This is a genomic window from Pseudomonas sp. Tul2A7, from assembly GCF_054790505.1.
Genome location: NZ_CP186499.1, coordinates 2,866,549 through 2,890,180, shown reverse-complemented (window position 1 = coordinate 2,890,180; position 23,632 = coordinate 2,866,549). Strand labels below are relative to the sequence as shown.

Sequence of the window (23,632 nt, the reverse complement as noted above, 5' to 3'; positions counted from 1 at the left end):
AAGCGGCGTGCCCTTCAACCCCAAGGTTCCTGACGGAACGATCGGGCCAATACAACAATAAGAAAGGTAAACCCTATGCCTAGCGAATCCCCGGCTGGCGCTCCGGCGACCGGCGCCTCCGTCGACTTTGAAAAAGTCGGATCGGATTACTTTCAACAACGCGAACTGAAAAAAGGTGCCGCCGGCTGGGTGCTGCTGGTGGGTCTGGGCGTTGCCTACGTGATTTCCGGTGACTATGCCGGCTGGAACTTCGGCCTCGCTCAGGGTGGCTGGGGCGGCATGTTCCTGGCGACGCTGCTGATGGCCACTATGTACCTGTGCATGTGCTTTTCTCTGGCCGAGTTGTCTTCGATGATCCCCACCGCCGGCGGTGGCTACGGTTTTGCCCGCAGTGCATTCGGGCCGTGGGGCGGGTTTCTCACCGGCACCGCGATTCTCATCGAATACGCCATTGCCCCTGCGGCTATCGCGGTGTTCATCGGTGCCTACTGCGAATCGCTGTTCGGCATCGGCGGCTGGATGATCTATCTGGCCTTCTACATCATTTTCATTGCCATCCACATTTTCGGGGTCGGCGAAGCGCTCAAGCTGATGTTTGTCATCACCGCCGTCGCCGCGCTGGCGCTGGGGGTGTTTCTGGTGGCGATGGTGCCGCACTTCGACGTCGCCAACCTGCTCGACATTCCGGTCACTGCCGCGGCGGGTGCCAGTCCGTTTCTGCCATTCGGCTATGTCGGCGTCTGGGCGGCGATTCCCTATGCGATCTGGTTCTTCCTTGCCGTCGAAGGCGTGCCGCTGGCCGCCGAGGAAACCAAGAACCCCAAGCGTGACCTGCCACGCGGCTTGATCGGCGCCATGTTGGTGCTGCTCATGTTTGCCCTGCTGATTCTGATCGTCGGTCCCGGCGGTGCGGGTGCCAACTCGCTGCTGACCTCCGGTAACCCGTTGGTCGAAGCGTTGAGCAAAGCCTATGGCGGCTCGACCTGGATGGGCAGTTTCGTCAACCTCGTGGGGCTGGCCGGACTGATCGCGAGTTTCTTCTCGATCATCTACGCGTACTCGCGGCAGATTTTCGCGCTGTCACGGGCCGGCTACCTGCCACGCAAACTGTCCGAAACCAATAAAAGCAAGGCACCGGTCCTGGCGCTGGTGATTCCCGGCATCATCGGTTTCGGCCTGTCGCTGACCGGCCAGGGCGACCTGCTGATTCTGGTGGCGGTGTTCGGCGCAACCATTTCCTACGTGCTGATGATGGCCGCGCACATCACCTTGCGGATTCGCCGCCCCAAAATGGACCGGCCGTACCGCACACCGGGCGGCATCTTCACCTCCGGCGTGGCCTTGGTGCTGGCGTGCATCGCCGTGGTCGCAGGCTTCCTGGTCGATCCACGGGTGGTAATCGGTGCCGCCGTCATCTATGGAGTGTTAATTGCTTACTTTGCGTTCTACAGTCGACATCACTTGGTAGCAGGCACGCCGGAAGAGGAATTCGCGGCGATCCAGAAGGCTGAGCAAGCCTTGCACTGAGTGCCGACAATCCCGGCGCAGGCTCGGTCTGCGCCGTCACGGAGAATTGTGTATGGCCAGTTTCGCTCACACGGTCGGCGCCCAGACCTATCGCTTCGACAGCCTCAAGGACGTCATGGCCAAGGCCAGCCCGGCGCGCTCCGGGGACTTTCTCGCCGGCGTCGCCGCGCTCAACGACGGCGAGCGGGTGGCTGCGCAAATGGCGCTGGCTGATATTCCGCTCACGCATTTCCTGCAGGAAGCGCTGATTCCTTACGAGTCCGATGAAGTCACCCGGCTGATCATCGACACCCACGACAAGCAAGCCTTCGCCGTGGTCAGCCACCTCACCGTCGGTGGTTTCCGCGACTGGCTGCTCAGCGACGCCGCCGATGAAACCAGCCTGCGCAACCTCGCCCCCGGCCTGACCCCGGAAATGGTCGCCGCCGTGTCGAAGATCATGCGCGTGCAGGATCTGGTGCTGGTGGCGCAAAAGATTCGCGTGGTAACCAAGTTTCGCGGCACCCTCGGCCTGCGCGGGCGTCTCTCCACGCGCCTGCAACCCAATCACCCGACCGACGAGCCTTCCGGCATCGCCGCGAGCATTCTCGACGGTCTGCTCTACGGCAACGGCGACGCGATGATCGGCATCAACCCGGCCACCGACAGCATCGCCTCGATCTGCGCGATGCTGGAAATGCTCGACGCGATCATCCAGCGCTACGACATCCCGACCCAGGCCTGCGTGCTGACCCACGTCACTACCTCCATCGAGGCGATCAATCGCGGCGTGCCGCTGGACCTGGTGTTCCAGTCGATTGCCGGCACCGAAGCGGCCAACGCCAGTTTCGGTATCAATCTGAACGTGTTGCAGGAAGGCTACGACGCCGGCCTGAGCCTGAACCGCGGCACTCTCGGGCAGAACCTGATGTATTTCGAAACGGGTCAGGGCAGCGCGCTGTCGGCCAATGCCCATCACGGTGTCGACCAACAGACGTGCGAGACGCGGGCCTACGCCGTGGCGCGACATTTCAAGCCGTTTCTGGTGAACACCGTCGTAGGATTTATCGGCCCGGAATACCTCTACAACGGCAAACAGATCATCCGCGCCGGCCTCGAAGACCATTTCTGCGGCAAGTTGCTCGGCGTGCCGATGGGTTGCGATATCTGCTACACCAACCACGCCGAGGCCGATCAGGACGACATGGACACCCTGCTGACCCTCTTGGGTGTGGCCGGGATCAACTTCATCATGGGCATCCCCGGCTCCGACGACATCATGCTCAATTACCAGACCACCTCGTTTCATGACGCGCTCTACGCCCGCCAGACTCTGGGGCTGAAACCGGCGCCGGAGTTCGAGCAATGGCTGGCCAACATGGGCATCTTCACCCAAGCGGACGGCAAGGTTCGCTTTGGCAACAACTTGCCGCCGGCCTTCCGCCAGGCATTGGCGCAACTGGGATGAGTCACATGGAAAAACCGCCTGTGGACCCGCAGAACCCGTGGCTGGAACTGCGCCGCCTGACCCCGGCGCGCATCGCTCTCGGCCGCACCGGCACCAGCCTGCCGACCAGCGCGCAACTGGATTTCCAGTTTGCCCACGCGCAAGCGCGCGATGCCGTGCACTTGCCGTTCGATCACGCCGGGCTCAGCGCGCAACTCGGTGAGCGCGGGCGCGAAAGCCTGCTGCTGCACAGTGCCGCCGTAGATCGAAACAGCTATCTGCAACGCCCGGATCTGGGCCGCAAGCTGAGCGATGAATCGGCGCAGGCCTTGCGTGATTACGCGGCGGCGCATCCCGGCGGTGTCGATCTGGCGATTGTCGTGGCCGATGGCCTTTCGGCGTTGGCGGTGCATCGGCATACGTTGCCGTTTCTCAATCGGCTGGAAGAGCAAATGAGCGCTGACGGCTGGTCGATGGCGCCCGTGCTTCTGGTGGAACAGGGACGCGTTGCCGTCGGTGATGAAATCGGCCAGTTGCTCGGCGCAAAAATGCTGGTAATGCTGATCGGCGAGCGCCCGGGCCTCAGTTCGCCGGACAGCCTCGGTTTATATTTCACCTACAATCCAAAAGTCGGACTGACCGATGCCTATCGCAATTGCATCTCCAATGTGCGGCTCGAAGGCTTGAGCTACGGCATGGCGGCGCACCGCTTGCTTTATCTGATGCGCGAAGCCTGTCGGCGGCAGTTGTCAGGGGTCAACCTGAAGGACGAAGCACAGGTTCAGACGCTGGAATCGGACGCCGGTGTAGATATGAAAGGCAATTTCCTACTCGATCCGCCCACAACCTGAACCGTTTCCGCATTGCGTTTCTGCGCCGGTTTCAGGCAGGATCGATGCACGGCCGCCAGGGTTTCCCATCGCCGTCAGAGCAGTTGAAGACAGCCACTTGAAGACGAGACCTATCATGCGGATTATTCAAGCGACCCTCGAACATCTGGATTTGCTGACCCCATTGTTCGTCAAATATCGCGAGTTCTACGGTTCCCTGCCTTACCCGGATTCCTCCCGCGCGTTCCTCGAAAAACGCCTGCGCCGCAAGGAATCGGTGATCTATCTGGCCCTGGCCGATGATGACGACAAGAAGCTGATGGGCTTTTGTCAGCTCTATCCGAGCTTCTCCTCGTTGTCGCTCAAACGCGTGTGGATCCTCAACGACATCTATGTCGCTGAAGACGCCCGCCGCCAACTGGTCGCCGACAACCTGATCCGTACCGCGAAGAAAATGGCCAAGGAAACCCAGGCCGTGCGCATGCGCGTTTCCACCAGCAGCAATAACGAAGTGGCGCAGAAAACCTACGAATCCATCGGGTTCAAGGAAGACACCGAGTTCAAGAACTACGTGCTGCCGATCAGCGAAGAGCTCTGACTGCAAGTGCAAGGTGTGATGAGGGAGTCCGCTCCCTCAGGCCCCCGAATGCTTCCTGACAATTGTTCACACCTCGACATCCCTCGCTACAAAACCAACGCGCGTTTCATCCTTCAGACCGTATAATCCCGTTCTTTCCGGCTTGTAAGAAAAACTACACCCCGCTGTAGGCTTACACGAAGTCATCCGCACAGGCCTGCCGAGTCGGGCCGCCATACAGGTGCCTCCATGGATTTCAACCCGCTCGACCTTATCCTGCATCTCGACGTTTACCTCGATTTGCTGGTGAACAACTATGGGCCATGGATCTACGCCATCCTGTTTCTGGTGATTTTCTGTGAAACCGGCCTGGTCGTGATGCCTTTCCTGCCGGGTGATTCACTGTTGTTCATCGCCGGTGCAGTTGCCGCTGGCGGCGGCATGGATCCGGTGCTGTTGGGCGGACTGCTGATGCTCGCGGCCATCCTGGGCGACAGCACCAACTACGTGATCGGACGAACGGCCGGAGAAAAACTGTTCAGCAACCCGAACTCGAAAATCTTCCGTCGCGATTACCTGCAAAAAACCCAGGATTTCTATGACAAACACGGCGGCAAGACCGTAACGCTGGCGCGCTTCCTGCCGATCATCCGTACCTTCGCGCCGTTCGTCGCCGGTGTGGCGAAGATGCCATACCCGCGCTTCTTCGGTTTCAGCGTGCTGGGCACCATCCTCTGGGTCGGCGGTCTGGTCACGCTGGGCTACTTCTTCGGCAACGTACCGTTCATCAAGAAAAACCTGTCGTTGCTGGTGGTGGCAATCATTCTGTTGTCGCTGGTGCCGATGATACTCGGCGTGGTTCGCAGCCGTTTCGGCGGCACCAAAGCCCAATCGCATTAAGCCGATGTGGTCGCTGAGCGCCTGGCGTCGCCGGCGCATTCTGGCGAAGCACCCGATTGCCGACGACATGTGGCAACGGGTGCGCCATCACCTGAGCTTCCTTGACGGTATCAGTGCAGCCGAAGACCAGTGGCTGCGCGAAGCCTGCGTGCTGTTCCTCGACGACAAACACTTGAGCGCCCTGCCCGGCGTCGAACTGCATCAGGAACAACGCCTGTTGCTCGCCGCCCAGGCGCAATTGCCGCTGATGCACCTCGGCGATCTGAATTGGTATCAGGGTTTCCACGAGATCGTGCTCTACCCCGATGACTTTCTCAGCCCGCAACGTCATCGCGACGCCAGCGGTGTCGAGCATGAGTGGGACGGCGAACACAGCGGCGAAGCCTGGCAGCAGGGGCCGATCATCCTCGCCTGGCCCGGCGTGATGGCCAGTGGTGGCTGGGAAGGCTATAACCTGGTGATCCACGAACTGGCGCATAAACTCGACATGCTTAACGGCGACGCCAACGGCCTGCCGCCGCTGCACACCGACATGCGCGTCAGCGACTGGGCCGAGGTGATGCAACACGCCTACGACGACCTCAACCGCCAGCTCGACCATGACCCGGACGCCGAAACCGCCATCGATCCCTACGCCGCCGAGAACCCGGCGGAGTTCTTTGCGGTCACCAGCGAGTATTTCTTCAGCGCCCCGGATCTGCTGCATGAGGCTTATCCACAGGTGTATGCGCAGTTACAGCTTTTCTACCGTCAGGATCCGTTGAGCCGGTTGCGGCAACTTCAGGCCTCAGACCCGGTCTATCAGGCGCACGACTAAGGTCTGCACGACTTTCGGTACATGGCGTCGACGGCAGAATATGCCTATAATCGCCGCCACTTTTTGGTCAATCCGGCCAAGTGTTTTTGGTCAACTACGGGGGCAACGCCCAATGAGCTACAGCAAGATTCCGGCTGGCAAAGACCTGCCGAACGACATCTACGTCGCGATCGAGATCCCGGCCAACCACGCGCCGATCAAATACGAAATCGACAAAGACAGCGATTGCCTGTTCGTTGACCGTTTCATGGCCACCCCAATGTTCTACCCGGCCAACTACGGTTACATCCCGAACACCCTGGCTGACGACGGTGATCCCCTCGACGTGCTGGTTGTGACCCCTTACCCGGTTGCTCCAGGCTCGGTGATCCGCGCGCGTCCAGTCGGCATCCTGAACATGACCGACGACGGCGGCGGCGATGCCAAAGTCATCGCAGTGCCACACGACAAGCTGTCCCAGCTGTACGTCGATGTGAAGGAATACACCGACCTGCCGCCACTGCTGATCCAGCAGATCGAGCACTTCTTCGCGAACTACAAAGATCTCGAAAAAGGCAAATGGGTCAAGATCGAAGGCTGGGCCGGTGCTGACGCCGCCCGCGAAGCGATCACCAAGTCGGTTGCCGCCTACAAAGGCTAAGCACCTGCGCTACGCGTGATGCTTGAAGAAAACCCCGGTTGATCCGGGGTTTTTTGTGCTCGGGGAAAAGCCGCCTTAAACATAGTGTTTATGACGGACTACAGAAAAGTTTTATCTTGTGTAATTTCCCACAAGAACGTCTTACATCCCGTCGCAAAATTCAGTCCGTTTTTGAACGCCCGGTTTATTCAAACCGCTCTGGCACGGCCGTAGACTCCGTGTTTATGAGAAAGAACACTAGCGGTCCAAGATTCAAGGCACTCCTGGAAGCAGCGAACATCTCCACGACGGGTTTCGCAAAGTTCTGGGGCACGGAAGCCCAAAATGTCCACAACTGGTACACCCGGGGCGTCCCGGCGTATCGCATGGAAGAAGTCTCACGCCTGCTGTCCGTCAACAGCGAATGGCTGAAAACCGGCGAAGGCATAAAAGAAGCGCCGAGCCTGAATCAGCCTGCCAGCAATGGCGACAGCTTTGATGCCCACGACCCCCAAGGCGCCTATCGATTCATCCATCCCAACGACATCGAACTGGTCTTCTTCAAAGAAACACCACTGAGCAACGGCTCCGACAAAACCCACGTCATTCAGGATCAGGATCTGTCCATCCGGCTGCTGCGCGCGCCCCTTGATCAACTGGAAATCCGCCCCGCCGATGCTATCTGTGCACACATGATCGGCAACAGCATGGCCGAACGCATCGAAGACGGCTCCATCGTCGCCATCGATCGCGGCCTGACTCAAGTGGTGGACGGCGAGATCTATGCCATCGAACACGACGGCATGCTGCGCATCAAATACCTGCACCGTATGCCTGGCAACGGCCTGCGCCTGCGCAGCCACAACAGCGCCGAATACCCGGACGAAGTCTTCCGCCCGGCGCAGATCGAGGAGCAACGCATACATATATTGGGCTGGGTATTCTGGTGGTCGACAGTGAGCAAGCGGCGGCCGGTGGTGCCGTTTCTTTGATCTTACGGCCTGCAAAGCTCCCTGTAGGAGTGAGCCTGCTCGCGATGAGGCCCTGATAATCGGTACAAATCCCGGATTTCTGACGCACAAGTCGCTCTAAACCGCACTCCAGACTGGGAATCCACAGCAAAACTCAGTATCCTGCGCCCCACATTTGCGCATCGACCCGCCCTGCGGCCCAGACAGCGCCCGACGCGGCAGACCAACGTCTGACCAAGTCCCACAGCCGGACGCAGATCCGGATGTACGTTTTGAAGGCTGGCAAGGCTTACCAAAAATAGGCCAAGCCAGTCCCCGAGAAGCCGGCCACAAGCCGGCTTTTTAATGCCTGAAAGAAACCTAACCTACCGTCAGAAACGTCAATTCGCGCTTGTCGAATATGAAAGCCTCTTGCTACCGTAACGACAAACGTCATTACAGGTACCCCATCATGGCCTCCATCAATATTCGCATCGACGATGAGCTGAAACAGCGCTCCTTCGCCGAGCTCGAAAAGCTCGGCATAACTCCGTCAGAGCTTCTGCGCCAAACACTTCAATACGTCGCCGAGCGGGGCAAGCTGCCGTTCAAAGCGGCATTAATCAGCGAGGAAGATGAAGCCCTCATCGCCGTAGTCACCGAACGTCTCGCCGCTCCTCAGCGAGTCAAGGTAAGTCTGGATGACCTATAAACCTTGAATTTGATCGTCGGGCGTTAAAGGAGTGGAACAAACTGGGCGATACGGTTCGCCAACAGTTCAAGAAGAAGCTAGTTGAGATAATGAAAAACCCTCGAATAGAAGCCAATCGACTTCGCGAGCTGCCGGACTGCTACAAAGTGAAGTTGAAAAGCGCTGGCTTTCGATTGATCTATCAGGTGCTTGATCAGGAGATCGTGGTGTTCGTAGTCGCTATCGGGAAGAGAGAGCGAGAGGCTGCTTACGAGGTTGCGCAAGACCGACTGTCACCCCAAAGTTGAATCAACTCAATGATTGAGACTCTCTGAAATAGGTCAGCAACCCGCTGACCTGTTCTTTTGTTCAGAACACGTTGCCCCTCACGGATAACTGAACGCCTTAACCAACGTCAACTCCCCCGCCGTCCGCATCGGGATCAGAAAAGTCTCCATCTTCTCGCTCGGCGTGCCCTCTTCAGTAATCACCGTCACCTGCGCGGTGGTCAGTGCCTGTACCGCTTCATCGCCGCCCTCGTCATCCCCGCGATAGCCACCGCCGTAGTAATTCACATACACCAGATACTGGCCCTTGATCGGCGCCGGCATGGCGAAGATTTCCGGGCCATAGCCGGTGGTGACGTCGACGTCGAGGGCGGCGCCGTTGGCGGCGCTGCGGTTGCCGTACCAGATGTGCGCGCCGTCGGGGGTGACGAGGTGCAGGTCGAGGTCGGTGCCGTCGCTGTCCCATGCCAGCAGTACGCGCAGCTTGGCCGGGGTGGCGCCGCCGCTGGTGTTGAGGAATTGCGTGCGGTGGCGTTGCTGCCCGTCGGGGCTGCGTACTTCGACGCTGTTGCTGCCATTGGGGAAGGAGAAGGGGCGATCGAAGCGGCCGCTGTCATCGATTTTCAGCGGCATGCTCACGCCGTTGACGATCAGGCGGCCGGGTTGGTTGTCCTTCCGCGCTGCATTGATTTCGCCGCTGATGCGGGCGGTGTTGGCCTGGCCGACCGGGGTGTTGACCGACGAAGCCGGGTAGTTGACGGTCTGGCGGAAGCTTTCGCCCTCGCCTTCGGGAGCGCCACTGCGCCAGCCGCCGACCGGGGTGTCGAGTTTGACGCTGTCAGCGGCCATCGCCGGCGAGAGCGCACTCAAGGTGCAGAGCAGCAGCAAGACCTGGGGATAACGGAGTGTCATGGTCTATTCCAGCAAAAGATGACGGGCGAGCCCTTCGATGTAGGTTTCATCCTGGCCGTTGGGGTGTGCTTCAAAAGCCAGGTGCAGATATTCGTGGGTCAGGTCGAGGCGATCCTGCAGGGTCAGCACGCCGCGCACGTAGATGCGTTGGCGTTCGCGGTCGACGAAGGGCCTGCCGAAGGCCAGTTTGCACACAGCGAATGTGCTGACTTCGTTGTAGCCGGTTTCGCTTTCCAGCTTCGGACGCCAGCCGCGTCGCTGTTTTTGCAGCCAGTCTTGTGCGGCGGGCAGCGCTTCGCAGGAAGCGACCGGATTGTCCCAACGGCTAAGGCTGGCGCGCGGATAGGCGTGCAGCAGAATCGCGTCGTAACGCTGACCGGCATTGGCTTGCGCGACGGCTTGTTGCCAGGCGAGTTTGTCCGGGCCGGGTTGATCGGAGTGATAGGTGACGGTGCTGCCGGCCAACACCAGATCCGCCGTCCACGCCGCGATGTTGCGTGACTCGGCCGAGGCTGGACGTGGGGCGACGCGTTGGCGATTGCTGCTGTCGTCGATGTTCAGGCAATCGCCGTTGCGCGTGGCGTTTTGCAGCAGATAGGTGCGGATCGCCACGGCCAGCGCTTTGGCCGCCTCGGCGGGTTCTGGTTTGGCTTCGCGCTCCAGCACGCGGGCGACGTACTCTTCGCGATCAAGCCTTGCGACGAGTTTATCGTTGAGCAGAAACAGTTCGCCGTCACTGTGGATATCCAGCGCGTTGCCGTTGGCGAACTCGACGCGATGGTCGCCCTGCAACGGGCCGGAAGTGACCACCCGCTCGCCAGTCAAAACCCGGGTTACCGGATAGCGCGAGAACAACCCGACTTCAACACAACGCCCCGCGTCTGCCGGCCATGCCGCTGGCAACACCGTCGCCAGTGCCTGACCGTAATGCCGCAAAACCATCTGACTGGTGCCGCGTCCACCTGCCCATACCGGCGCACCATCGGCCGTCCAACCGGCAAACCCACCCTGTCGCGATTGCGGGTCCTGATCGCCGAGCCAGCTCCAGGTTTTCACCCGCAAGCGCCCGCCCAGTTCACCAACGACATTGCCGTCCGCCGCGTTCAGCACCACGTCGAGTAGCACTCGACGCGCCTGATCCTGCGCCGGTAGCGAGGCCAGAACCTTCAGCAACTCAACCACGGAAACCCGTTGAGCCGGTTGCACTAACGGCAAATCCAGCAACCACGACGGTGCCTGTCGCGCCTGCCAATACATCCGCCAATCGGCAGCAGAAATGCCCAACCGTGCTGGCTCAAAATACAACCCGCAAGATTTCACCAACGCCTGATCACGCTCGATCCTGCCGCCCGCCGAGCAGCAATAAACCTCTTCCTTCGACTGTCCGCGACATTCATACGCAGGCTCACGCGCGCCGGTATCCACCAGCCACGCGTAAACAAACAGCTTCCACAGACTCCCCAGCGGCGCATCCAGCGACAACGGCAACGGTTCACGGGCGATCAGTTGTGTCTGACTCAACGACAACAACTCGCCCTTGTACGCCACGCGCAGCGGCTCGTCCTGCGCCGTTGCCAGCACAGGGATCACACACATCAGCAGCCACAGCAGCGGCCGGCTCATGTCAGTTGACCGTGACCTGACCGAGAGCAGCTTTCGCTTCCTGGGCCTGATGCTGCGGCGCGTAGACCTGCTTGAAACGCACCGACGGCAAGTTGAACTGGCCCTTCTGCGAGAAACGCACCAGATGACGCAGGCGCAATTCGCCGCTCAACGCATCGACCGGCACGGCGTAGGCCAACTGGCCCGGTTCGAAACGCGCCTTCTCCAGCGCGGTCGGTTCGGTGCCGTCCTTGCCCTGCAACTTGATGCCCCACGTGGTGCGTTCGACATCGGCACCCGGTGGCAGCGGCACCTCGAGCATGCCGTAGCGCAGTGGTTTCGGCGCTTTGCTGGTGAGGATCACTTCGTCCAGATACAGGCTGTCGCTGGACAGCGGCTTGGTACCCACCGGCTCCAGCTTGAAGGTGAAGGCTTCATCGCCCGGCACCAGTCGCGACAGGCGACGGGTGATGGTCACGGCCATCGGATCGACTGGCGGTTGCTGGGTCTGGAAGCTCAACGCCGCACGCAGCGGACGCTCTTGCGTGCCCGACACGGTCAGCACGCTCGGCACTGGCGCCGCGCCTTGCCACGTCCAGTACATCTCGCCGCTGGCACCGTAGTTTTTCTTCCAGCCTTCACCCGGCGTCAAGGCGATGGTCGGCGAAGCCTGGGCGATGCTGCGTTGCAACCAGGTCAGTGCCAGCGCACGTTCGAGGGTCGATTGCTGCGGCAACAGCCGTTGCAGCAACGCTTGCGCACGTGCCTGATCGAACGGTTGCAGCGACAGGTTCAACGCTTCGGAAAATGGCTGCGAGCTGACCGACAGACGCTGTTGTGCAGCGCCCACCTGACGATTGAACGCGTCAGGGAGAGCAACCTTCGACTGCATGGCCAACGAAGCGGTCAAGACCCGCGCTGCCGCCAGACCGAGCGCCGAATCCGGATCACTCATCACCAGACTGTCTTCACCATCGTCCATCAGGGTTTCGGCGTTGCCTTCACCGGCCTTGGCCAGATCCTCCATCAGACCGCTGAGCAAGGTGTTCACCGGCAAATGCATCTGCTTGGCAAACGACAGAATCAGCGCCCGTTGCAGCAATGGCGTGTTCGGCGCTTGCTTGGCGTACACCTCCAGCACTCGCTGCCAGTGCTCCGGCGGCAAGGTCAGTTCCAGCACCTGGCTGGCGTTAAAGTCAGCGTAATAGGCGTAGGCAGTAAGGAACGCATCCGGCTCACCGTCGTAACCCCACCAGGTGAAACTCGCCGATGGCCCGGCCATTTGCACCAGACGCAGACGGCTGTTCTGCATGATCAGACGCAAGCGATCACGGATCTGCGGATTCGACGCGAGCGACGGATAAGCAATGCTCAGCGGCAGCAAACGACTGGCGGTCTGCTCGACACCACCGTACGGATAACTCAGCAGATCATCGAGGGCAGAACGGAACAGCGCTTGCGGACTGTCATCCAGACGCAGGCGAATATCCGTGGCATCCGCCGGCAGACTCAGCGCAGTGTCGCCGCTGGCGACATCCAGACTTTGCGTCTGCGTCACTTGCCAGCCATCACCGGTCGCACTCAGGCGCACGGCGAGCGAGTCGGCGGTTTTGCCATCCAGCACCAACTCCGCCGTCCACTCGCCGGAAGCCAGGGCGAACGCTGGCAGCGGCAGATAATTGATGCCGTTGTTCAGAGTCACCGGCAGGCGTTGTTCGGCGCCCGCGTAGTGCGTGACGAGTTCAGCCTTGACCGGTTTCTCGGCCTGACTGAACGCGAACACACCGAGTTGCGGCTGATCGCCCTTGCGGAATTTGCTCGGCCCGCTCCACTTCAGGTACAGCGGTTTTTCCGAACGGACGAACTGCTTTTTCTGCCCGACCTGACCGTCATCGGCGATGGCGCGGGCGGTAATGCGCCAGCGGGTCAGCGAGTCCGGCATCTTGAAAGTGAAGCGGGTTTTGCCGTCGGCACCGGTCAACAACTCCGGTTGCCACGCAGCGGTGTCGACGTCTTCACGACGCGGACGCTCCAGCACTTTTACCCCGCGCTCGCTGCGGTTGGCCTTGCCCGGCGCGCCGGGGCTACCCGGCAACGCGACGTCGTAACTGATGAACGACAGGCTGGCGCTGGTGCGCACGTTGTTGCGACGCGGGTGATAGAAGAACTGGTCGATGGTCGGCGCAACTTCTGGTTGCAGCGCGTAGACCATTTCGTCGACGACGCTGACGGTCAGATGCGCCGGTACTGCTTTGCCGGCGAACTGCGTGGTCAGGTCAACCGTGACCGTGTCGCCCGGCAGATACACCGCTTTGTCGGTGCTGATCGCCACGTCGATTTGCGGCGCGATCACTTTGATCCCGGCGTTCTGGAAGCTGTACTGACCGCCCTTGGTGTAGAGCACGGAGAAGGTCAGGTTTGGCGCAAAGTTGTCCTTCACCGGGATACGCGCGCGGTATTGGGTATCGCTGAGTTTTTCCAGTTTCAGCCAGTCGCCGCCCTTGGCCAGCAGCGCAGTGGCTTCGACCTTGTCGCGTTCCAGCGAAAGCAATGCATCGCTGACCGGTTCCGGGAACGTGATCAGTGCCAGCGCTTCATCACCGGCCTTGTACTCAGGCTTGTCGAGGACGATTTCCACGGTGCCCGGCACTGCTTTGACACCGTCGCCAGTGACCGAATGCCCAGTGGCACCGAGCACGCGGCCGTGTTGATCTTTCAAGATCAGGTTGTAGGTGCCCGGACGTTCGAAAGCGAGACTGAAGCCCTTGTCCGTCGCCGCGAGTTTGCCTTCACTGGTGCTCTGGTCTTCCAGACGCACCCAGCCATACGTGCTCGGCGTCACCGCTTTGCTTTGTTCGCTGCCGCCCTCGTTGGCGTAGCTGAACGCAACCTTGTCGCCGACCGCGCTGAAGCGTTGCGGTGCGCTCAAGCGGAAACTCGCCGCGCCACGATCGATGAAGATTTCCTTGGTGGTCTTGACTCGATACGCCGCGCCATCGCTGGCAAACACGGTGAGCATGTAGCGGCTCGGTTTGTCGGCGGCTGGCAGGTCAAGGGTCGCGTTGCCCTTGCCGTCGGTGGTCAGTTCGGTACTGGTCAGCTCCACCGGGAATTGCCCGAGGTATTGCAGCTCGTTATCGACCATCGACAGTTGCTGGGCACGCAGGCTCAGGGTCAGTTTGGCGTTGGCCACCGGTTTGCCGTCCGGGTAGAGCAGCACCAGACTGCCCTTCACCGGTTCGCCGGTGCGGTAGTCCTGCTTGGCCAGGTTCAGCGAGATCTCGAAGTGCGGCTTGATGTATTCGGCCACACGGAAGGCGCTGCTGTAAGCCTGATCCTTGTAGTTGAAGCGAATCTCGTAACCACCGGCCACGGCGTTGTCCGGCAACTGGAAACGACCCTGAGTACCGGCCTTCGAATCGAGTTTCAAATCGAGATGCTGCAACTCGGTACCGGTGGCATCGAGCACGCTGACCGTGACATCTGCAGCGCCCGGCAACACCGAGTCCCGCGCATTCTTGAACTCGCGGCCGACGATCTTCAGCGAGACCCAATCACCCGGGCGATACAGCGGCCGATCGGTGAAGGCATAGAGTTTGGTGTCGTAGATTTCGCTGTCGTAATAGAAGTTTTCCGAGACGAATACACCGCCCTCTTCGTCCTCGCCGATGACAAACGAACGCTCAGGGCTAACGTGTTTCAGACGCAGCAAACCATCGGCATCAGTGGCGCCACTGCTCATCACGCCGAGGCCATCCGTCCACAGCACGTTTACCTTCGGTACCGAACTGCCTTCGTGTTTGCGCGCGGCCCAGACCAGCAATTCGTCGCCGGCAATCTTGCTCACTGCGACGGTGTTGGAAACGAAAACCATGGTGGTCGCGCGGTATTTACCGATCAGCGCTTCGACCAAGTACAGACCCGGTTTCAAATTGCCCAACGGGATATAAACGTTGCCCGGCGCGACGCTGACGAAATCGCTCGAAGAGCCCGCGAGATTGACCCCGGCCGGCGGCTGAATCGGCTTGGCCTGCCACAACGGATAACGGAACTGGCTGACCACCGGCAGACCCGGAATCAGCGCGAATTGCGGCTGCGCGTCGTACGGAGTAGGCGCGGCGATGGCGTTGCCCATCTTCAGTTCCGGCACTTCCTCGGTGACCTGTTTGCGCGACTCATAAGAGAACGCGCGTTGCATCACTCGACGGGATTTTCGATACCAGTTGTCCCACAGGTACGCGAGGGTGTTGGACAAGCCTTCGCCCTTGAACTGGCCGTCGCTGACCACGCGATGCAGGTTCTTCTGGCGCTTGAGGAAGTCCAGCGGCTTGTCGATGCGGTACACGCGAATGTCGGCGCCGCCGTACGGTTCCATGCGGAAGCGACGGTAATCACGGCCCGGCGCTTCGAGGCGCACCATCGCCTGCTCGTCCGCCGCAAAACTGCTGTCGGCCAGCAGGAAGAAGCTTTCACCGGACACCGGCGTGTAGCCGCTCGGCTCGACCGAATCTTCGGCGCTGACGGTAGCCACTGGCAGCAACAGCGCCAGCAGCAAAGGAATTCGGGAGCAGAGTCGCAACATGCGGGCACCGGTCATTGGGAGAGAAAGTTCAGTCGATAGACGCCGATGAAGTTGGGGTTGGCTGCGTCGGGTATCCATCGGGTGTCCTTCCATGTCATGAGTTGCTGCAGGCTTGCCGAACGCATGCCGTTGTCAGTCGGGGTGGTAGTGCCGGTGTGATAGGCGATGTAGCGGCCCATCCAGATCATCAGGTGCTGGTCGTCGCCCTGATCGAAAAACATCAAGTCACCGGGCCGCGCCTGCGACACGTCGCGGCTGACCAGATGGCTGTTGAACTGAATCAGTTTGATCGCGTTGACATACGGTCCGACCTTGCCGCCGCCCTGCTGCCACTGCTGGGCAAACTTGCGTTGCTCATCGCTGAGCGACAGTTCCGGCGGCAGATAACGATTGGACAGGCCATTGCTGCGCAGCCATTTGTCGTCGTGGACTTTCAGCGCTTCGTTGGCGGCGAAGCGCACCAGCCCGGCACAGTCCTGTTGATACCAGCGCGGGCTCGGGCCTTGGCTGAGTTGCTCTTGGGCAATGCGCACGAACCAGGCGCGAAACACCTGGGACTGCGCCGGATCGAGTACGGGTGCTTCAACGGCACGGGCGCCCGCACTGAGCAACAGCGCGAGCAGACCGAGGCTGCGGATCAGTGTCGTCACAGCGCTTTCCATTCCAGCGGCAACCATTGCCAGTGGCCGTCCGGCTCGCTGCCTTCCGGCAGCGTCAGGGCATATTTGCCATAGCCGCCAAGGGTGCGCAGTTTCGGGATCAGATAGGTTTGCGCGGCGTTGTAAAACACCGGCTCCATGTCCTGCGGCAGGCTGTCGAGGGTTTCCTGCTGCATCAGTTGCGCCATCGAATCCGGGCCGAAGTAGATCGGCATCAGCACATCTTTGGGCAGCACATCGGCCATCGGCGGGAAGCGTTTGTCGAGGGTGCCGAGGGCCTTGTCGACCAATTTGTCGTCGAGGGAAAACAGCAGCGTCGAGCCGTGACGGGCGAGGCTGACTTTCATGAACGCCTTGCCGCTGATTGCGTCCGGGTTCTCGGCAGTCTTCGCCGCATACGGGCCGAAGTTGGAGCTGACCTGACGCTGCCAGACATGGTTCTGGCCCTCTTGTTTCTCGACCACGGGGAAGACGTTTTCTTCGACGTTGGCTTCGAATGCGCCGACCATCGAACCGAACAGTTTGCCGAGGTCGCCATCGAGTTTACTGCTGTCTTCATCTTTCAGACTGGCCACCAGCAACGGCGTGTACAACCGCGAATCGGCGTACCAGCACAGGCCCGCCGCGCCGGCCACGTGTTCGGTGAGGGTTTGCGCCACGGCGTCTTCGGCGCCGAGTTTTACCAGCAGTGGTTTTTGCGGTTCGGCGGCGACCGGCAAGGTTACGCAGGCACTGGCGCCGAGCGGCATGGCTTGCCAGACCGGTTTGAAATCGAAGTCGGGCTGGTTTTCCAGCTTGTTCATGGCCAGGTAGCTGTGCCAGCCCTTGTCGTCCATGTCGAAACGCAGCCCGGCGAAGTTCGGGATGAAACGCTGATACCCCATGGCCAGGACACTGGAGTTCACCGACAGGCGCTGTTTGGTTTCCGGAGTTTTCGCCGGCAGGCCGAAGGCTTCAGGGAACAGTTTTTCGCCATTGAGCAGCGCCGCCAGCGCTTGTGGCGAGACGTGACCGGACTCTTCAGACACGCCGCTTTCCGGGTCGTAGTACTTGGCCGGATTGGACAGCACCACCAGCTTGTCCCCGTGGGAGGCAAACAACAGGGCTTTGCTGGCGTTATAAGTCAGTTGGTACAGCGGCACGCTATCGCCGCCGACCTTGAGTTCGCCCATCTGGCTGAGCTGAGTGTCATCCAGCGCGACTTTCGCCAGCGGCTCGAGCAGCTTCGCCAGCCCGCCGCGATCCATCACCAACAGGAAATCCTTCAAGCGACCATCCGCGCCACGCCACAGCGCGACATCGGCCGGTTGATCGAAAAGCTGTTCGATCAAGCTGTCCTGCAACTTCAGATCATGCTCGTAGATGATCCGGCGCAGACTGCCGATCAAGCCGAGGCGATCAGCATGAGTCTCGTAATAGAAGACGAAATCCTCGGTGAGCGTGGCCTTGAGGAACGGCACCGTCAGCAGGTCCTTGGGCAACTGGCTCAGCGAACGGGTCTCCAGCAACGCATCCGGGCGGCTGAGGCCAAGCTTGTCACCGGCCAACTCCGCTGGCGGCGCCTTGGGCTTGAGCAGCAGCCAGCCAAAACCACCCGCCACACCGGCCACCAGGCACAACCCGGCCAGCAACAAGGGCCAGCGCCGCGAAGGTTTGGCCACGGGCGTGTCGGCGGCCGGAGTAACAGTGTTATCGCTCATCTTCTCGCTCATTTCCCAAAGTTCAGGATTTCATCCGTGGCGGAATGCTTACTTAATAGTTGAAAGTCTTGACCAGCAGCAGATCACCGATCGCCCGCAGGGGCACGATGAAGGTCTCGCGTTTTTCATCGACGGTGTTTTCGTTGAGCACCAGCGTGATTTGCGAGGTGATCACCTCGCTCTGGTTGCTGGTCTCCTCGAAGTTATAGCCGCCGTTGCCGAAGTTGCCCCAATAGTTGACGTAAACCAGATAGGTGCCGTGCAGCGGCGCGGTCATGGTGAACATCTCCGGGCCGGGGCCATCGACACCATCCGGATCGAGACCGCCGCCATTGCTCAGCGCCGGACGCGCCCAGAACGCATGCTGACCGTCGGGCGTGACAATGTGCAGATCGAGCTCGGCTTTCGGATCGTCCCAGCCCAAGACAAGACGAATACGCGCCGGCGTGCGCAAGTTATTTGCTTCATAAAATTGCACGCGCTTGAGCGACTGGCCTTCGGCGCTGATCACTTCGACACTGTTGGAGCCGGCGCCGAACGCGTACGGCCGGGCAAAACGGCCCTGGTCGTCGGTGTACAGATTCAGTGGATTGCCATTCACCGCGAGGCTGTGCGGCGGGCGCATGTGGCCGATGGCTTTGAGCTGGCCCTGGATCATCGTGCGATTGCGCTGAATGCCGCGATCGATCGGCGGCGTCGGGTAGGCGACTTGCGGGTTTTCGCTGCGGTCGAGCAAGCCGTGATAGCGCCAGCCACCGACCGGCTCCGACAACTCGGCCGTCGGCGCCGCCAGCAGCGCTGGCGCGCAGGCCAGGCCGATCAGCAGCCAAAGAAATGAACGCATGTAATGCCTCCTGCCATGCCTGAACGAAACCTTGCACCCGATCCTCGGTACTTCACAGCGGTGAAAACTGCGTTTCGTCTGAAAGACCCGTGACTATGGGGTCGTAGAAGGCGCGAAGATTAGCCATTTGGCGGTTTTTTAACAATCGGATACATGTGCTTTTGCTGTAGGAATCACGCCAATCCGGTGGACGGTGAGCCGAATAGCCGTCATATTCGGCTCATAAAATGAGCCGAATAGCTTTTCTATTCGGCTCACGGACTCAAGGCAGGCAACGAATGGCAAATCACTGGATCTGGCAGCAGCCCGATTGGCCCGACTTCAACTGGCAGGCAGAACGCCTGACGCCGTTGTTGCGCGAGTGTGTACAGGCACAAGGTCAGTTGATGGGGATGGCCGGTTCAGTAGGTAACTCTTTGGGGGCTCAGACCGAGCTGGACGCGCTTTTGCAGAATATCGTGACGTCTTCGGCCATCGAAGGTGAGCAACTGAATGTTGGCTCCGTACGGTCGTCCTTGGCGCGACGGTTGGGCCTGGAGTTGATCGACGGCGATAACGTCAGCCAACGCAGTGAGGGTCTGGCGCAGCTTATGCTTGATGCCACCCGTCGATTTGCCGAACCGTTGACGCTGGAACGCTTGCTGGAATGGCACCAATGGCTGTTTCCCGATCAAGAGGCTGACCTTACTGCGCGCTCAATGCATGTGGGTGCGCTGCGGGGAGACGAGCCAATGCAGGTGGTATCGGGTCGCATTGATCGTCCAACGGTTCATTTCGAGGCGCCACCTCGCCAAGGTCTTGAGCAGCAGCTCGACCAATTTCTCCAATGGTTCGAGGCCAGCCAGCATCAGACAGCACTGGACCCGATGCTTCGTGCGGGCATCGCCCATTTCTGGTTCGTCACCTTGCATCCGTTCGACGATGGCAACGGCCGTCTGACCCGCACCATCACTGATCTGGCGCTGGCACAGGGCGAAGCGCAAGCCATCCGTTTCTACGCCATGTCGGCGAGCATTCTGGATGATCGGTCCGGCTACTATCGGATTCTGGAATCGAGTCAAAAAGCCACACTGGACATCACTGAATGGCTCACATGGTTCCTGCAAACCTTGCTACGCAGTCTGCAACAAGCCATCACCCGCATTGAAAGCGTGCTGGGCAAGACGCGTTTCTGGCAGGCACACCGCGAGTCCGAACTTTCGGCGGAGCAGGTCAAAGTGCTCAATCGTCTGCTCGACGGCGGCGAGCGGGGCTTTGAGCACGGCATCAGTGCCGGGCAATATCAAGCGGTGGCGAAAGTGTCGAAGGCCACAGCAACCCGACACCTTGCGGAGTTGCTGGAGAAAGGTTGCCTGCAACGCTTGCCGGGAGGTGGCCGTAGCACGCGCTACCAGATCAATTATCCGGACAGAGCAGCACGTTAAACCCAACCGCCACAGAGTCATGTTTGCCCTTGAGAGCCGCCCCGCTCATTTGCCCATAACCCCCCTATCTGCTAGTGTCGCGCCGGTTTAACGTCAACCGGAAATCGCCGCCATGGCCCGCAAAAAAGCTGCACTGGATTTCGAACAGTCCCTCGCCGACCTGCAAACATTGGTCGAGCGTCTGGAGAACGGTGAATTGTCGCTGGAAGACTCGCTGACCGCTTTCGAGCAGGGCATCGGTCTGACCCGTGACTGCCAGGCAGCGCTGGCGCAGGCCGAGCAGAAGGTGCAAGTGCTGCTGGAGCGCGATGGCGAACTCGCCGAGGAACCCTTCGACGCGGAACAGCCAGAATGATCGCGGCGTACACGGCGACCAGTCAGACCCGGGTTAACGCAGCGCTGGAAACCCTGTTCAACGCACCGTTGCCGGAGCTGGCGCGGCTTTACGAAGCCATGCGCTACAGCGTGATGAACGGCGGCAAACGCGTACGCCCACTGCTGGCCTACGCCGCGTGCGAAGCGCTCGGTGGCAAGGCTGAACAGGCCAACGGCGCGGCTTGCGCAGTCGAGCTGATCCACGCTTATTCGCTGGTTCACGATGATTTGCCGGCGATGGACGACGACGATCTGCGTCGCGGCCAGCCGACCACTCACAAGAAATTCGATGAAGCCTGCGCGATTCTCGCCGGTGATGGCTTGCAAAGTCTGGCTTTCAGTGCCCTGCTCGACCCGCGTCTGAGCGACTGCAGCAGCGACATCCGCCTGCAAATGGTCACCGCGCTGGCTAACGCCGCCGGCCCGGCAGGCATGGTCGGCGGTCAAGCCATCGACCTCGGCTCGGTCGGCCTCAAACTCGATCAGAAAGCCCTCGAACAGATGCACCGGCACAAGACCGGCGCGCTGATCGAAGTCAGCGTCAAACTCGGTGCTCTGGCCAGCGGCCGTGCCGAGCCGGATGAACTCCGCGCCCTGCAGACTTATGCACAGGCCATCGGCCTGGCCTTTCAGGTGCAGGACGACATTCTCGACGTCGAAAGCGATACCGAAACCCTCGGTAAACGCCAAGGCGCCGACATCGCCCGCGACAAACCGACCTACCCGGCGCTGCTCGGTCTCGACGCTGCCAAGGCTTATGCGCTGGAACTGCGCGATCAGGCATTGCACGCCCTGCGACCGTTTGACGCGGCCGCCGAGCCGTTGCGCGAGCTGGCCCGGTATATCGTCGAGCGGCGCAACTGACGGCGTATCCGCCAAAAAAGACCAACGCGTGGGCAGGGGGCGATGCATCAGGTAAACTGCCGCATCTTTTATACCTATAACGATTCGCCTGATGCCCACGACGTTTCATGAGATTCCCCGCAAGCGCCCGACCACGCCCCTGCTCGACCGCGCGAATACGCCGGACGGCCTGCGCCGGTTAGGCGAAGCCGAGCTGGAAACCCTGGCCGATGAGTTGCGCCTGGAATTGCTCTACACGGTCGGTCAGACCGGTGGGCATTTCGGTGCCGGCCTGGGCGTGATCGAGCTGACCATCGCGTTGCATTACGTCTTCGACACGCCGGACGACCGTCTGCTGTGGGACGTCGGGCATCAGGCGTATCCGCACAAGATCCTCACCGGTCGCCGCGAGCGCATGGGCACCCTGCGCCAGAAGGACGGCATCGCCGCTTTCCCGCGTCGCTCCGAGAGCGAGTACGACACCTTTGGCGTCGGCCACTCCAGCACCTCGATCAGCGCAGCGCTGGGCATGGCCATTGCCGCCCGCCTGCAAGACAGTGATCGCAAGGCGATTGCGGTGATCGGCGACGGCGCGCTGACCGCCGGTATGGCCTTCGAGGCGCTGAACCATGCGCCGGAAGTGAACGCCAACATGCTGGTGATCCTCAACGACAACGACATGTCGATCTCGCGCAATGTCGGCGGTCTGTCGAATTATCTGGCGAAGATCCTCTCCAGCCGCACCTACGCGAGCATGCGTGAGGGCAGCAAGAAAGTCCTGTCGCGTCTGCCCGGTGCCTGGGAAATCGCCCGTCGTACCGAAGAATACGCCAAAGGCATGCTGGTCCCCGGCACCCTGTTCGAAGAGCTGGGCTGGAACTACATCGGCCCGATCGACGGCCACGACCTGCCAACCCTGATCGCCACGCTGCGCAACATGCGTGATCTGAAAGGCCCGCAGTTCCTGCACATCGTCACCAAGAAAGGCAAAGGCTTCGCCCCGGCGGAAGTCGACCCGATCGGTTACCACGCCATCACCAAACTCGAACCACTGGACGCTCCGGCCGCCGCGCCGAAAAAGGCCAGCGGGCCGAAATACTCGGCGGTGTTCGGCGAGTGGCTGTGCGACATGGCGGCAGCTGATCCACGTCTGGTCGGAATTACCCCGGCGATGAAGGAAGGCTCGGATCTGGTGGCGTTCAGCGAACGCTTCCCGCTGCGCTACTTCGACGTGGCGATTGCCGAGCAACACGCAGTGACGTTCGCTGCCGGTATGGCCTGCGAAGGCGCGAAACCGGTGGTGGCAATCTATTCGACGTTCCTGCAGCGTGGTTACGACCAACTGGTGCATGACGTCGCGGTGCAGAACCTCGATGTGCTGTTCGCCATCGACCGTGCAGGTTTAGTTGGCGAAGACGGACCGACCCACGCTGGCAGCTTCGATCTGTCGTACCTGCGTTGCATCCCGGGCATGGTCATCATGACCCCGAGCGATGAAAACGAGCTGCGCAAAATGCTCACCACCGGCCACCTCTACAACGGCCCGGCGGCGGTGCGTTACCCGCGCGGCAATGGGCCGAATGCGACCATCGAGAAAGACCTCGAGCCGATCGAAATCGGCAAGGGCATCGTCCGTCGTCAGGGCAGCAAAGTCGCCGTGCTGGTATTTGGTGTGCAACTGACCGAAGCGCTGAAAGTTGCCGAGAAGCTGGATGCCACAGTGGTCGACATGCGTTTCGTCAAACCGCTCGACGAAGAGCTGGTGCGCGAGATTGCCGACAGCCACGAACTGCTGGTGACCATCGAAGAGAACGCGATCATGGGCGGCGCCGGTGGCGCGGTCAGCGAGTTCCTCGCGCGGGAGAACATCCTCAAATCGATGCTGCATCTGGGCTTGCCGGATGTCTACGTCGAGCACGCCAAGCCTGCGCAAATGCTCGCCGAGTGCGGACTGGATGAGGCCGGGATCGAAGCGTCGATTCGTGAGCGTCTGGCCTTACTCGACAAGTAAACGCAATACCCTTGTGGGAGCGAGCCTGCTCGCGAATGCGGACTGTCAGTCAAATC

General features: G+C 60.6%; 20 protein-coding genes. 14 read left to right on the top strand and 6 right to left on the bottom strand.

The window, feature by feature from the left end; translation table 11 throughout:
* Window positions 1–75 precede the first annotated feature (75 nt).
* The 10 genes from eat to ACOYXJ_RS12990 all read left to right on the top strand — a co-directional run bounded on the left by eat (window position 76) and on the right by ACOYXJ_RS12990 (window position 8,645).
* Window positions 76–1,527 carry an ethanolamine permease gene (gene eat / locus ACOYXJ_RS13035; RefSeq protein ID WP_007910884.1) on the top strand — a complete coding sequence of 484 codons (1,452 nt, stop codon included), beginning with the start codon at window positions 76–78 and terminating at the stop codon, window positions 1,525–1,527.
* Between the two features lie 52 nt (window positions 1,528–1,579).
* Complete coding sequence (locus tag ACOYXJ_RS13030; RefSeq protein WP_038361972.1) at window positions 1,580–2,974, top strand: ethanolamine ammonia-lyase subunit EutB; 1,395 nt, start codon at window positions 1,580–1,582, stop codon at window positions 2,972–2,974.
* The gene (gene eutC, locus ACOYXJ_RS13025) at window positions 2,971–3,804 is read left to right on the top strand and encodes an ethanolamine ammonia-lyase subunit EutC (RefSeq protein ID WP_460369808.1); all 834 of its coding nucleotides are present in this window, start codon (window positions 2,971–2,973) and stop codon (window positions 3,802–3,804) included. Before ACOYXJ_RS13030 ends, eutC begins: the two co-directional genes overlap by 4 nt.
* Window positions 3,805–3,919: 115 nt before the next feature.
* The gene (locus ACOYXJ_RS13020; RefSeq protein ID WP_007910890.1) at window positions 3,920–4,381 is read left to right on the top strand and encodes a GNAT family N-acetyltransferase; all 462 of its coding nucleotides are present in this window, start codon (window positions 3,920–3,922) and stop codon (window positions 4,379–4,381) included.
* Between the two features lie 228 nt (window positions 4,382–4,609).
* Window positions 4,610–5,260 carry a DedA family protein gene (locus ACOYXJ_RS13015; RefSeq protein WP_460369805.1) on the top strand — a complete coding sequence of 217 codons (651 nt, stop codon included), beginning with the start codon at window positions 4,610–4,612 and terminating at the stop codon, window positions 5,258–5,260.
* Window positions 5,261–5,264: 4 nt separating this feature from the next.
* Window positions 5,265–6,077, top strand: a complete 813-nt coding sequence (locus tag ACOYXJ_RS13010; RefSeq protein ID WP_460369803.1) for a M90 family metallopeptidase — start codon at window positions 5,265–5,267, stop codon at window positions 6,075–6,077.
* A 112-nt stretch (window positions 6,078–6,189) separates the two neighbouring features.
* Complete coding sequence (gene ppa / locus ACOYXJ_RS13005; RefSeq protein WP_003205933.1) at window positions 6,190–6,717, top strand: inorganic diphosphatase; 528 nt, start codon at window positions 6,190–6,192, stop codon at window positions 6,715–6,717.
* Window positions 6,718–6,941: 224 nt separating this feature from the next.
* Window positions 6,942–7,688 (top strand): S24 family peptidase, encoded by a 747-nt coding sequence (locus ACOYXJ_RS13000; RefSeq protein ID WP_460369801.1) that lies wholly within the window; start codon window positions 6,942–6,944, stop codon window positions 7,686–7,688.
* Window positions 7,689–8,118: 430 nt separating this feature from the next.
* Entirely contained in the window at window positions 8,119–8,358 is a 240-nt protein-coding gene (locus ACOYXJ_RS12995; RefSeq protein ID WP_460369799.1) for a type II toxin-antitoxin system RelB/DinJ family antitoxin, read from the top strand.
* Entirely contained in the window at window positions 8,355–8,645 is a 291-nt protein-coding gene (locus tag ACOYXJ_RS12990) for a type II toxin-antitoxin system RelE family toxin (protein ID WP_150794061.1), read from the top strand. The genes ACOYXJ_RS12995 and ACOYXJ_RS12990 overlap by 4 nt, the downstream gene beginning before the upstream one ends.
* A 78-nt stretch (window positions 8,646–8,723) precedes the next feature.
* Here ACOYXJ_RS12990 and ACOYXJ_RS12985 read toward each other — a convergent pair whose 3' ends face one another.
* From ACOYXJ_RS12985 to ACOYXJ_RS12960, 6 genes are read right to left on the bottom strand one after another with little or no spacing between them, the layout of a single operon-like run.
* Window positions 8,724–9,536, bottom strand: coding sequence for a YfaP family protein (locus ACOYXJ_RS12985; RefSeq protein WP_460369797.1), 813 nt, complete (start codon window positions 9,534–9,536; stop codon window positions 8,724–8,726).
* Window positions 9,537–9,539: 3 nt separating this feature from the next.
* On the bottom strand, window positions 9,540–11,159 hold the full coding sequence (locus ACOYXJ_RS12980) for a DUF2300 domain-containing protein (RefSeq protein ID WP_460369795.1): 1,620 nt from the start codon (window positions 11,157–11,159) through the stop codon (window positions 9,540–9,542).
* A gap of 1 nt (window position 11,160) precedes the next feature.
* On the bottom strand, window positions 11,161–15,735 hold the full coding sequence (locus ACOYXJ_RS12975) for an alpha-2-macroglobulin family protein (RefSeq protein WP_460369793.1): 4,575 nt from the start codon (window positions 15,733–15,735) through the stop codon (window positions 11,161–11,163).
* Complete coding sequence (locus ACOYXJ_RS12970; protein ID WP_460369791.1) at window positions 15,732–16,382, bottom strand: DUF1175 domain-containing protein; 651 nt, start codon at window positions 16,380–16,382, stop codon at window positions 15,732–15,734. Before ACOYXJ_RS12970 ends, ACOYXJ_RS12975 begins: the two co-directional genes overlap by 4 nt.
* Window positions 16,367–18,079 (bottom strand): DUF2138 domain-containing protein, encoded by a 1,713-nt coding sequence (locus ACOYXJ_RS12965; protein ID WP_460369789.1) that lies wholly within the window; start codon window positions 18,077–18,079, stop codon window positions 16,367–16,369. Before ACOYXJ_RS12965 ends, ACOYXJ_RS12970 begins: the two co-directional genes overlap by 16 nt.
* Before the next feature lie 52 nt (window positions 18,080–18,131).
* A complete protein-coding gene (locus ACOYXJ_RS12960) occupies window positions 18,132–18,923 on the bottom strand; it encodes a YfaP family protein (RefSeq protein ID WP_460369787.1) in 792 nt (263 codons plus the stop codon).
* Between the two features lie 278 nt (window positions 18,924–19,201).
* On the opposite strand from ACOYXJ_RS12960, the gene ACOYXJ_RS12955 reads away from it, so the two are divergent.
* The 4 genes from ACOYXJ_RS12955 to dxs all read left to right on the top strand — a co-directional run bounded on the left by ACOYXJ_RS12955 (window position 19,202) and on the right by dxs (window position 23,576).
* On the top strand, window positions 19,202–20,347 hold the full coding sequence (locus ACOYXJ_RS12955; RefSeq protein ID WP_460369785.1) for a Fic family protein: 1,146 nt from the start codon (window positions 19,202–19,204) through the stop codon (window positions 20,345–20,347).
* Window positions 20,348–20,459: 112 nt separating this feature from the next.
* Complete coding sequence (locus tag ACOYXJ_RS12950; RefSeq protein WP_003228627.1) at window positions 20,460–20,702, top strand: exodeoxyribonuclease VII small subunit; 243 nt, start codon at window positions 20,460–20,462, stop codon at window positions 20,700–20,702.
* Window positions 20,699–21,586, top strand: a complete 888-nt coding sequence (gene ispA, locus ACOYXJ_RS12945) for a (2E,6E)-farnesyl diphosphate synthase (protein ID WP_223027048.1) — start codon at window positions 20,699–20,701, stop codon at window positions 21,584–21,586. The genes ACOYXJ_RS12950 and ispA overlap by 4 nt, the downstream gene beginning before the upstream one ends.
* A 91-nt stretch (window positions 21,587–21,677) precedes the next feature.
* The gene (gene dxs, locus ACOYXJ_RS12940) at window positions 21,678–23,576 is read left to right on the top strand and encodes a 1-deoxy-D-xylulose-5-phosphate synthase (protein WP_460369782.1); all 1,899 of its coding nucleotides are present in this window, start codon (window positions 21,678–21,680) and stop codon (window positions 23,574–23,576) included.
* Window positions 23,577–23,632 lie beyond the last annotated feature (56 nt).

What these genes read in the sequence shown, in the direction of transcription:
- eutC (WP_460369808.1), top strand. Translation starts at nt 2,971, where the DNA reads ATGAGTCACATGGAAAAACCGCCTGTGGACCCGCAGAACCCGTGGCTG.
- eat (WP_007910884.1), top strand. Translation starts at nt 76, where the DNA reads ATGCCTAGCGAATCCCCGGCTGGCGCTCCGGCGACCGGCGCCTCCGTC.
- ACOYXJ_RS12995 (WP_460369799.1), top strand. Translation starts at nt 8,119, where the DNA reads ATGGCCTCCATCAATATTCGCATCGACGATGAGCTGAAACAGCGCTCC.
- ACOYXJ_RS13010 (WP_460369803.1), top strand. Translation starts at nt 5,265, where the DNA reads ATGTGGTCGCTGAGCGCCTGGCGTCGCCGGCGCATTCTGGCGAAGCAC.
- ACOYXJ_RS13015 (WP_460369805.1), top strand. Translation starts at nt 4,610, where the DNA reads ATGGATTTCAACCCGCTCGACCTTATCCTGCATCTCGACGTTTACCTC.
- ACOYXJ_RS12960 (WP_460369787.1), bottom strand. Translation starts at nt 18,923, where the DNA reads ATGCGTTCATTTCTTTGGCTGCTGATCGGCCTGGCCTGCGCGCCAGCG.
- ACOYXJ_RS12985 (WP_460369797.1), bottom strand. Translation starts at nt 9,536, where the DNA reads ATGACACTCCGTTATCCCCAGGTCTTGCTGCTGCTCTGCACCTTGAGT.
- ACOYXJ_RS12980 (WP_460369795.1), bottom strand. Translation starts at nt 11,159, where the DNA reads ATGAGCCGGCCGCTGCTGTGGCTGCTGATGTGTGTGATCCCTGTGCTG.
- ACOYXJ_RS12965 (WP_460369789.1), bottom strand. Translation starts at nt 18,079, where the DNA reads ATGAGCGATAACACTGTTACTCCGGCCGCCGACACGCCCGTGGCCAAA.
- dxs (WP_460369782.1), top strand. Translation starts at nt 21,678, where the DNA reads ATGCCCACGACGTTTCATGAGATTCCCCGCAAGCGCCCGACCACGCCC.
- ACOYXJ_RS12955 (WP_460369785.1), top strand. Translation starts at nt 19,202, where the DNA reads ATGGCAAATCACTGGATCTGGCAGCAGCCCGATTGGCCCGACTTCAAC.
- ACOYXJ_RS13020 (WP_007910890.1), top strand. Translation starts at nt 3,920, where the DNA reads ATGCGGATTATTCAAGCGACCCTCGAACATCTGGATTTGCTGACCCCA.
- ACOYXJ_RS13030 (WP_038361972.1), top strand. Translation starts at nt 1,580, where the DNA reads ATGGCCAGTTTCGCTCACACGGTCGGCGCCCAGACCTATCGCTTCGAC.
- ACOYXJ_RS13000 (WP_460369801.1), top strand. Translation starts at nt 6,942, where the DNA reads ATGAGAAAGAACACTAGCGGTCCAAGATTCAAGGCACTCCTGGAAGCA.
- ispA (WP_223027048.1), top strand. Translation starts at nt 20,699, where the DNA reads ATGATCGCGGCGTACACGGCGACCAGTCAGACCCGGGTTAACGCAGCG.
- ppa (WP_003205933.1), top strand. Translation starts at nt 6,190, where the DNA reads ATGAGCTACAGCAAGATTCCGGCTGGCAAAGACCTGCCGAACGACATC.
- ACOYXJ_RS12970 (WP_460369791.1), bottom strand. Translation starts at nt 16,382, where the DNA reads ATGGAAAGCGCTGTGACGACACTGATCCGCAGCCTCGGTCTGCTCGCG.
- ACOYXJ_RS12950 (WP_003228627.1), top strand. Translation starts at nt 20,460, where the DNA reads ATGGCCCGCAAAAAAGCTGCACTGGATTTCGAACAGTCCCTCGCCGAC.
- ACOYXJ_RS12975 (WP_460369793.1), bottom strand. Translation starts at nt 15,735, where the DNA reads ATGACCGGTGCCCGCATGTTGCGACTCTGCTCCCGAATTCCTTTGCTG.